This is a genomic window from Mesorhizobium sp. M7A.F.Ca.US.005.03.1.1 (genome assembly GCF_003997975.1).
Taxonomy (GTDB): domain Bacteria; phylum Pseudomonadota; class Alphaproteobacteria; order Rhizobiales; family Rhizobiaceae; genus Mesorhizobium; species Mesorhizobium ciceri.
This window is the reverse complement of the sequence record NZ_RZRO01000164.1, coordinates 1-8,477: the sequence shown is the minus strand read 5'-3', so window position 1 is coordinate 8,477 and position 8,477 is coordinate 1. Positions and strand designations below refer to the sequence as shown.

The window sequence follows — 8,477 nt, the reverse complement described above, 5'->3', positions numbered from 1 at the left end:
GGTCAACGGGATCAGGATGATCAGGAAGATGACGCCCACGGCGGTGTAAACTTCCATCGGCCGATAGGTGAAACTCGAGATATAGCTCGCCTGATAGAGAAGGTCGGGGACCGTTATCATCGACAGCAGCGTCGTGTTCTTCATCTGGATGATCGACTGGCCGGCAAGCGGCGGGATCATCTTTCGGAAAGCCTGCGGCAGGATGATCCGCCGCATGCGCTGGCCGTAGGACATGCCGATCGCGGTGGCCGCATCCGTCTGGCCGGGATCGACCGACTGGACGCCGGCGCGCAGGATCTCGGCGTAGAAGGAACCGACGTAGCAGCTGAGCCCGATGAAGCCGGCCCAGAATCTGGTGACGTTGATGCCGGCGAAGATCGGAAAGGCGTAATAGACCCACAAAAGCGTGACGAGCAGCGGAATGTTGCGGAAGAACTCGACATAGATCTGGCCGAGGATGACCAGCGGCTTAAACGTGCTCAACTGGATCAGCCCGATGAACAGGCCGATCAGCAGGCCCGCACCGATCGTGATGACGGTGAAATAGATCGTCATCAGGAGGCCCTGCCAGAGCAGCCCGATATTGTTGGTTATGACTGTGTAGTCGAATAGCATGTTGTCCTCACTGGTTCGATGCACGTCCAGTGGTGGCCTGACCGCCGCACCCGGCGGCGATCAGGCTGTTTCGATCAGAAGGAGAAACCTGCCGGAAGGATCGACAGATCGATGCCGCGAGCTTCCCAGGAGCGGGCAAGCTTGCCCTGGGCGAGGCCTAGCGAACGCTCCTGCAGGATCCAATTGGTCAGGAAGTTGATGTAGCCTGCATTGCCGGGCTTGCGGGCGACGGCCAGCGTTGCCGGATTGCGCAGGATCGGCTCAGGCAACGAGACATTGCCGATCTTCTGGTTGGTGATCTGCAGCGCGTCGAAAATGGAAAGCACGACACCATCGGCGCGACCAGCCTGGAGTTCCATAAGCGCCAGGCCACGATCTTCCACCGGCGTGATCTTGGCCTTCGGCAGCAGGGCTTCGGCGACGACCTGCATGGTGCTGCCCTTCTGCACGACGACGGTCTTGTCCGGCGAATTGAGTTCGGCCCAGGTCTTCACCGGCTTGCCGGGAGGCGTCAGCACGGCCCAGGCGTCGGTGAACAGCGGCTCCCACAGATAGTCGACGACAAGACCGCGCTTCGGGTTCGGATTGACGCCGATGGCGATGTCGATCTTGTTGGACTGGAAGTCGGCGGCCAGATTGCCCCAGGTCGTTTCGACAGGCTCGAGCTTGACGCCGAGCTGGGTCGCGATCTCGCCCAGGAATTCGTAGTAGAAGCCGCTCCACTGGCCGGTGGCCGGATCCTTGATGTAGCCCGGCTCCTCGCCGGTCATTACCGGAACCTTGAGCACGCCGCTGGCGCGGATCTGGTCGATGACGGCGGACGGATTGTCGTCCGCGGAGGCTGCGATCGGCGCCGTGAGCAGGCCGAGGCCAATGGTCAAAGCGGCCATGAACGTACGCATTACTGTGAATTTCATGTCATTCCCCTTTTCTGAGTTTTTGGTGATTACCGGGCTAGAAATCCCTTCGAGAGAGGGTCGCCCTTCTCGAAATAGATTGTCTGGGTCGAGGTGATGAAGGCCGAGCCCTCGATCTCGATGATCATCGCGTCGCGGCCTTGCTCCTCGACGCGCTGTTGCAGGCGCGCCTCGAACGGAATGCCGAAGATGTTTCTGGCGTGATAGGTCTGGTCGGGACGGATCAACCCCTTCTCAAGCAGATAGGTCAGGCGCGCTGACGTGCCGGTGCCGCATGGCGAGCGGTCGAATTTGTTGGATTCCAGGACAAGGAAATGCGTCGCCGAATACTCGCTGTCCGCATCGTAGAACAGCACGCTCGGTGCGGCTGCGCCGGCCAGCAGCGGCAGGTCTTTGGTCGCCGCCTTGATCGCGGCCTTGATCCTGGCGCCGGCCAGCATAAGGGCCGACGCATTGTCCGGGATCAGCTTGGACCCGAGTGGCACGGCGTCTACCAGCGCGTACCACATGCCGGCGTAGACGATTGCGGCATCGACCTTGCCGACACCTTCGACGGAAACGCTTAAGCGCTCCAGCCCGACATAGCTCGGGACATTGGCGATCCGCGCCCGGTCGAGCGAGCCGTCTTCGTTCCAGATCAGATGAATGGTCACGATCCCCGCCGGCGTTTCCAGCGTAAAGCTGTCGCCGGTTTCGACAGAAATCTGTCCTGTGAAGGCCAACGTCCTGGCAAGGCCGATCGTGCCGTGACCGCACATGTCGAGATAGACATAGGACGAGATGAAGAACGCCCCATAGTCGGCGACTTCAGAGGCGACCGGTACGAGACCGACCATGGCCGCATGGCCGCGCGGCTCATGCAGCAGTGCCGGGCGCAGGTGGTCGAAGCGATCGCGGAAATGGTCGCGCTTCTCCCGCACGCTCGAACCGGAGAGTTTCGGAACGCCGCTCAGGATGACGCGTGTGGGATGGCCGGCGGTATGGGAATCGATGACGCTGAACGCTGACGCAAAGCTGGACACGACCTAGCCCTCTCCGAAAGCGTCGCGAATGCCGGCCCGCATGCTCTGCCAGATTTCCCGGATGAGGTTTTCGGTCATCGCCTTGGCGCTTTCGCCATCGCCGGCGGTGATCGCATCATAGATGCGGGCCGTGTCGTCGAGCGACAGCTGGATGATCTTCGGATCCTGCTCGTAGGCGTGATAGCGGTAACGCAAGGCCTGCTTTTCCAGCCCACCAAGCAGGCGTGTCAGCGTCTTGTTGCCGGCCAGCGTGTAGGTCAGGAAGGAGCCGCGCACGTCGACGATGAAGAACTGCCGCGCATCTTTCCTGGCCTGGGCCTGCTTCAGCTCCGACAACAGGCTCTTGAACTCAGCCTTCTTCTCGATGTCTGCGGATTCGGCGGCTTGCTTGGCTACCAGCCCTTCCAGCTCGATGCGGCAAGTGTAGACCTCATCGAAATCGCGCTGCGACATCGGCGAGACCCAGATGCCGCGCCTGGCCTCGCGCATCACCAGGCCGTCCCGCTCGAGCAGCCTCAGCGCCTCGCGCACCGGTGACCGGCTGACGCCGTAGCGCGCGGCGACCATTTCCTCGGTCAATCGCTCCCGGGATTTGAGGCGGCCGAAGATGATTTCCTCCTCGAGCATCTCGGCGAGATTCTCGGGGATGGCGACCGACAATTTCTGGATGCGCGCTAAAATCATGTCGACACCATACTGTATACAATGTACAGGTCAAGGCATGGCGGAAACTTTCTTGTGACGTGTAATCTCCCGGCGCTTTCCGCGCCCCGCCGGGCTGAAAGGGCTAGGACATGTATCCAGAGACGATCGAGCTGCTGATTGACGGCGTGTGGTGCCAGGGATCGGACGGTAAGTCCGAAACGCTGATCAATCCCGCCACCGAAGAAGTGTTGGCGACCGTGCCGCATGCCACGGAGGCTGATCTCGACCGCGCTCTCGCGGCCTCGCTCAAAGGCTTCAAGCTGTGGAAGACCATGACCGCCATGCAGCGCTGGGCGATCATGGACAAGGCCGCCGACCTGATCGAGCAGCGCAAGGACACCATTGCCCGCACGCTGACGATGGAAAACGGCAAGGCGCTGGCGGAAGCCACCGGCGAGGTGCAGTTCGCAGCGGACGCGACCCGCTGGTATGCGGAAGAAGGCAAGCGCGCCTATGGCCGTATCGTCCCTGCCCGGCTGCCCGGGGTGCGGCAGATGGTGTTCAAGGAACCGGTCGGCCCGGTCGTCGCCTTCGCCGCCTGGAACTTCCCGGCCAGCAATGTCATTCGCAAGATCTCGGGCGCGCTTGGCGCCGGCTGCTCGATCATTCTGAAACCGGCGGAGGAAACGCCCGGAACCGCCGTGGCGATCGCCCGCTGCTTCCAGGACGCAGGACTGCCGGCGGGCGTGCTCAACATCGTGTTCGGCGAGCCTGCGCGGGTTTCGTCCTATCTGATCGCCTCGCCGATCCCGAAGAAGGTCTCGCTGACCGGCTCGACCGCAGTTGGCAAGCTGCTGCAGAAGCAGGCTGCCGACACGTTGAAGCGCTGCACCATGGAGCTTGGCGGCCACGCCCCCGTCATCGTCTATGAGGATGCCGACCTCGACAAGACGCTCGATACTGTGGTCGCCTTCAAGTTCCGCAACGCCGGCCAGGTGTGCACCTCGCCGACCCGCTTCTATGTGCATGAGGCTGTCTACGACCGCTTCATCGACGGCTTTGCCGCCCGCGCCGAAAAGCTCAGGATTGGAGACGGTCTCGACAGCGCTGTGCAGATGGGGCCGATGATTGCGCCACGGCGGCTCGATGCCATGGACGGTTTCGTCAGCGATGCAACGGCGAAGGGCGCGACTGTCATCACCGGCGGCAAACGTGTCGGCAACAAAGGCTATTTCTACGCCCCGACATTGCTGAAAGACGTGCCCGACACGGCGCGTATCATGTCCGAGGAGCCGTTCGGGCCGATCGCGCCGACGACCACCTTCTCGACCTTCGACGACATGATCGAGCGGGCCAATTCGCTGCCCTACGGACTGGCTTCCTTTGTCTTCACCCGCAATCTCACCCTTGCCCAAAAGACCGAGGCGGCGTTGGAAGCCGGAATGGTCGGCGTCAACCACATGATGGTGTCGACACCGGAAACACCGTTCGGCGGCGTTCATGAATCCGGCTATGGGTCGGAAAGCGGCATCGAAGGCCTCGACGCCTATCTGCGGACGAAGTTCGTGACCGAGATGTAGCGTGGCCGATCTCCGTGAGAAAGACGGCGAGCGCTCGCTGGCGAACTATGACTTGTTCGACCGCGTCGGCATGTGGCGCGTGCATCGCGACGCGGTCGCCGTTGGAGCAGGAATTTTCACGCGCCATAGAAGATGCACGCAAATCTGAAGAGCGAGGTCGCGTGGCCGAGGCTCACGGCGACTGGATCAGTGCGCGCAACTTCTTTCAGCGGGCGACGAACATTATCGCACCGCGCAGCTCTTCATGTTGAAAGGCGAAGGCCGGTTCGACATCTATCGCAAGATCGACGAAGTGTTCGAGGCGGGAGCGATGCCGCCGCCACGGCAATCCAGCTCAATGACTTTCCTTCAGGATGGCGTCGGCGAGGGCATCCCACAGGTACTCACTCATCGAACGGCGCACCCGAAGCAGGAACCGATCGCTTTCGGTTTGAGCCAGCAGGATCACCGCCTGGAGAAAATGGCTCTGCGCACATTGGCCGGGGCCGAACGCACGCGGATGGAGGTCGAGCGGGCAGCCCTTCTCAAGAATGCGCCGGGCGGATTGGCCGCCCAGTTCCATGGCTACCGAGTTGTCCGAGACATCCGTCACCGCAACGTGCCGGTCCGCGAGCTCACTCTCCAGTCCCTGCTTCAGATCGTGGGTCTTTGTGAAAGGCGCATGGATCATCCACTCGTCTGGGCCCAGCCAAAGCACCGTCACATCACCTTCTTGAGTGAAAGTGTTGGGGCTCGCGGGCAGCAGCAATCCGTATTCCTTCGTCACCTTCGCAGGTAGGCTTGCATTGGACAGGCGCAGGTTGATCGCACCGAATTGGTCGACCTGGTCCAGATTTGCCGCGCCGCGTACGGGCGCCTTCGCCGAAATTAGTGAGCATTCAACGGGCTCGAAACCGACACGATTAAGCATTTGCACGTTCTCCCTTTGGATCGAAGAAGCAGGGCTGCGTGAGGGTTACCTTTTCCACATCGCCGTTGATGTTGCGGACGGTCGAGGTCTGGCCGATGCGCGCTCGGCCGTTCTCCACCAACGCGAGTGCGATCGAGCGCCCCAGCGTTTCGGACCAATAGGTCGAGCAGACCCAGCCAACGGTTTTGAGCGGCGGTTTCTGGGTGGCATTCTCGACCAGATGCGAGCCAAACGGAATCACGTAGTTGGGCTTCTCGGTCAAAAGCCCGACGAACTGCTTGCGACCCTCGCGCGCCACTTCCGGAGCGGAGAACCCGCGTTTGCCGATGAAGTCGCTCTTCTTTTTCGAGACGATCCAGCCCATCCCAAGATCCATGGGAGTGACCGTCCCGTCGGTGTCCTGTCCCACCACGACGAAGCCGCGCTCGGCGCGCAGGACATGCAGCGCCTCGGTTCCGAAGGGGATGATGTCGTACTCAGAGCCAGCCCGCCTCCGAGACGCTGGGATCGCGATTCCCCTACAAGGATATGCTGGAGGCGGGCGCGATCGGCATAGTCATGACGGACCTGGTGTGGACCGGCGGGCTCACCGAAGGCCGCAAGATCGCAGCACTGGCCGATACCTATCATCGTCCCTATGCGCCGCACGACTGCACGGGACCGGTGGCGTATGTGGCGGCAGTCCACTCGTCCTTCTCACAGCCCAACACGCTGATCCAGGAATCCGTGCGCGCCTTCTATACTGGCTGGTACAAGGAATTGGTCACCGAGTTGCCACGTGTCGTCGACGGGTACGTTCTTCCGATGGAAGGACCGGGGCTCGGCACGGAGCTGCAGTCCGCCGTCTTTGAACGTCCCGATCTCTCAACGCGCCTTTCGGATATGTAGGACGCAAGAAAAGGCTTGTGTTGCCCCTAGCTCGTTAGGCCTCCAAAACACAAATATTTCAGCTCCAGGTAATCATCGACGCCGTATTTCGAGCCTTCCCGGCCAAAACCCGACTGCTTGATACCGCCGAACGGCGCGACTTCGGTCGAAATCAAGCCGGTGTTGATGCCGACCATGCCGTATTCCAAGGCCTCCGCAACGGCCCACACGCGGCCCATGTCCTTGGCGTAGAAATAGGCCGCAAGCCCGAATTCGGTATCATTTGCCATCTCAATGACGTCGTTGACGGTTTCGAAACGGAATAAGGGCGCCAACGGCCCGAACGTTTCTTCACGGGCCACCGCCATCTCGGAGGTTACCCCAGTCAGGACGGTCGGCCAAAAAAAATTGCCGCCAAGAGGATGGTCTGGCCCACCCGCCACAATGCTGGCGCCCTGGGAGACGGCATTCTCAATGTGACGCCTCACCTTCGATACGGCGCGGTCGTCGACTAGCGGGCCGATGTCGGTGCCTTCCGCGAAGCCGTCACCGATCTTGAAGGTGTTGACGCGACGCGCGAGCTTGTCGGCGAACTCTTGGTAGATGCCGCTCTGCACGTAAAGGCGATTGGCGCAGACACAGGTCTGGCCAGCATTGCGGAACTTGGAGACGATGGCTCCTTCGACGGCCGCATCGACATCGGCATCGTCGAAGACAATGAAGGGCGCGTTGCCGCCCAGTTCCATGCTCAGTTTCATGACTTGCGCGGAGGCTTGCGCCATGAGAGTGCGGCCGACTTCGGTCGACCCGGTGAACGTGAGTTTGCGGACCTTCTCGTTTTCGCAAACCTCATCGCCGAAGTCCGAGCTTTTCGTGATCGGGACAATGCTCACCAGTCCGGCCGGCACCCCTGCCCTTTCCGCAAGTACCGCCAGCGCCAGGGCGGAGAGTGGTGTCAGGGCTGCCGGTTTGAAGACGGTCGAGCAACCTGCCGCCAGCGCCGGAGCGATTTTGCGCGCTACCATCGCTGAGGGAAAGTTCCAGGGTGTAACGGCGCCGACAACCCCTACAGGTTGCTTGATCACGACGATCCGCTTGTCACGGGCATGCCCCGGGATGGTGTCGCCATAGACGCGCTTGGCCTCTTCGCCAAACCATTCGATGTAGGACGCGCCGTAGAGGATCTCGCCCTTGGACTCGGCAAACGGCTTCCCCATTTCAGCGGTCAGGATCGTCGCCAGGTCATCGAGATTGGCGATCGTCAAATCGTACCAGCGCCGAATGACTGCAGCGCGCTCCTTGCCGGTGCGGGCAGCCCACTCCTTCTGGGCGACATAGGCGACATCGATCGCCTTGGCGATCTCGGCTCGGGTAAAATCGGGCAGCGTGGCCAGCACTTCGCTGTTTGAAGGGTTGGTCACCTCGAAGGTTTGCCCGGACCGGGACTGGCCGAGCCACTCTTTGCCGATCAATCCCGCTTCCCGGATCAGATCCTTGTCCTTGATCTTGTTGAGGAGTGTCGCTGATACGGCCATGGTTAGACACCTTTACTAAATTGCGAACGGTCCCGCGCGAGTAGTGCCCAGGCCTGGGCTACAATGGGAGCATCGATCATCCTGCCGTCGACAAGGCGCGCTGCGCCGTCCCGGGCCGCGTCGACGACGCGCTGCGCCCAGCGCAGTTGCTCGTCACTCGGCTGGAAAGCCGAGCTGACATGGGAAGTCTGGGCAGGGTGTATGCAAAGCTTCCCCCCGGCCCCATGATCCAAGGCCTGCCGGCATTCGGTGGCCAGTCTGGCGGTGTCCGTGACCTCGAAGGATGGGCCATCCAACGGCAGGGGCTTGCCGGCGGCCCTGCTCGCCACCGCCAGCCGCATCATGGCATGCGCTTTGAGGTCATGAGAGGCGGGGACACCCAAAAC

The 8,477-nt window shown here is 61.6% G+C and carries 10 protein-coding genes and 1 pseudogene; 3 read left to right on the top strand and 8 right to left on the bottom strand.

What is annotated here, in order from left to right:
- From EN990_RS34130 to EN990_RS34115, 4 genes are all read right to left on the bottom strand, one after another.
- Nucleotides 1–615, bottom strand: a 615-nt coding sequence (locus tag EN990_RS34130) for an amino acid ABC transporter permease (protein ID WP_164766216.1), incomplete at its 3' end; no start/stop codon positions are given.
- A 74-nt stretch (nt 616–689) separates the two neighbouring features.
- Nucleotides 690–1,532, bottom strand: a complete 843-nt coding sequence (locus EN990_RS34125) for a transporter substrate-binding domain-containing protein (RefSeq protein WP_056565156.1) — start codon at nt 1,530–1,532, stop codon at nt 690–692.
- A 29-nt stretch (nt 1,533–1,561) separates the two neighbouring features.
- Nucleotides 1,562–2,554, bottom strand: a complete 993-nt coding sequence (locus EN990_RS34120) for a proline racemase family protein (protein ID WP_127368471.1) — start codon at nt 2,552–2,554, stop codon at nt 1,562–1,564.
- A 3-nt stretch (nt 2,555–2,557) separates the two neighbouring features.
- A complete protein-coding gene (locus tag EN990_RS34115; protein ID WP_127368470.1) occupies nt 2,558–3,238 on the bottom strand; it encodes a GntR family transcriptional regulator in 681 nt (226 codons plus the stop codon).
- 110 nt (nt 3,239–3,348) lie between these two features.
- Here EN990_RS34115 and EN990_RS34110 point away from each other — a divergent pair, with 110 nt between their 5' ends.
- Complete coding sequence (locus EN990_RS34110) at nt 3,349–4,779, top strand: NAD-dependent succinate-semialdehyde dehydrogenase (protein WP_127368469.1); 1,431 nt, start codon at nt 3,349–3,351, stop codon at nt 4,777–4,779.
- 1 nt (nt 4,780) lies between these two features.
- Entirely contained in the window at nt 4,781–4,927 is a 147-nt protein-coding gene (locus tag EN990_RS35670) for a hypothetical protein (protein ID WP_164766215.1), read from the top strand.
- A gap of 186 nt (nt 4,928–5,113) precedes the next feature.
- Here the strand turns inward: EN990_RS35670 and EN990_RS34105 are convergent, their stop codons facing one another.
- Both EN990_RS34105 and EN990_RS34100 read right to left on the bottom strand, forming a co-directional pair.
- Nucleotides 5,114–5,689, bottom strand: a complete 576-nt coding sequence (locus EN990_RS34105; protein WP_127368468.1) for a sarcosine oxidase subunit gamma family protein — start codon at nt 5,687–5,689, stop codon at nt 5,114–5,116.
- Nucleotides 5,682–6,053 carry a glycine cleavage T C-terminal barrel domain-containing protein gene (locus tag EN990_RS34100; protein ID WP_206519172.1) on the bottom strand — a complete coding sequence of 124 codons (372 nt, stop codon included), beginning with the start codon at nt 6,051–6,053 and terminating at the stop codon, nt 5,682–5,684. Before EN990_RS34100 ends, EN990_RS34105 begins: the two co-directional genes overlap by 8 nt.
- A 125-nt stretch (nt 6,054–6,178) precedes the next feature.
- Here EN990_RS34100 and EN990_RS34095 point away from each other — a divergent pair.
- Nucleotides 6,179–6,577, top strand: a pseudogene (locus EN990_RS34095) (enolase C-terminal domain-like protein); the annotation flags it as partial.
- A 26-nt stretch (nt 6,578–6,603) separates the two neighbouring features.
- Here the strand turns inward: EN990_RS34095 and EN990_RS34090 are convergent.
- Together EN990_RS34090 and EN990_RS35865 are read right to left on the bottom strand one after the other, a co-directional pair.
- Nucleotides 6,604–8,091: an NAD-dependent succinate-semialdehyde dehydrogenase gene (locus EN990_RS34090; protein ID WP_127368466.1), complete on the bottom strand. Its 1,488-nt coding sequence runs from the start codon at nt 8,089–8,091 to the stop codon at nt 6,604–6,606.
- Between the two features lie 2 nt (nt 8,092–8,093).
- Nucleotides 8,094–8,477, bottom strand: a 384-nt coding sequence (locus EN990_RS35865) for an HpcH/HpaI aldolase/citrate lyase family protein (RefSeq protein ID WP_348629907.1), incomplete at its 5' end; no start/stop codon positions are given.

Bases quoted from the DNA above. Each gene is read 5' to 3' on its own strand.
- EN990_RS34125 (WP_056565156.1), bottom strand. From the start codon at position 1,532: ATGAAATTCACAGTAATGCGTACGTTCATGGCCGCTTTGACCATTGGC.
- EN990_RS34115 (WP_127368470.1), bottom strand. From the start codon at position 3,238: ATGATTTTAGCGCGCATCCAGAAATTGTCGGTCGCCATCCCCGAGAAT.
- EN990_RS34110 (WP_127368469.1), top strand. From the start codon at position 3,349: ATGTATCCAGAGACGATCGAGCTGCTGATTGACGGCGTGTGGTGCCAG.
- EN990_RS34105 (WP_127368468.1), bottom strand. From the start codon at position 5,689: ATGCTTAATCGTGTCGGTTTCGAGCCCGTTGAATGCTCACTAATTTCG.
- EN990_RS34100 (WP_206519172.1), bottom strand. From the start codon at position 6,053: ATGGGCTGGATCGTCTCGAAAAAGAAGAGCGACTTCATCGGCAAACGC.
- EN990_RS34090 (WP_127368466.1), bottom strand. From the start codon at position 8,091: ATGGCCGTATCAGCGACACTCCTCAACAAGATCAAGGACAAGGATCTG.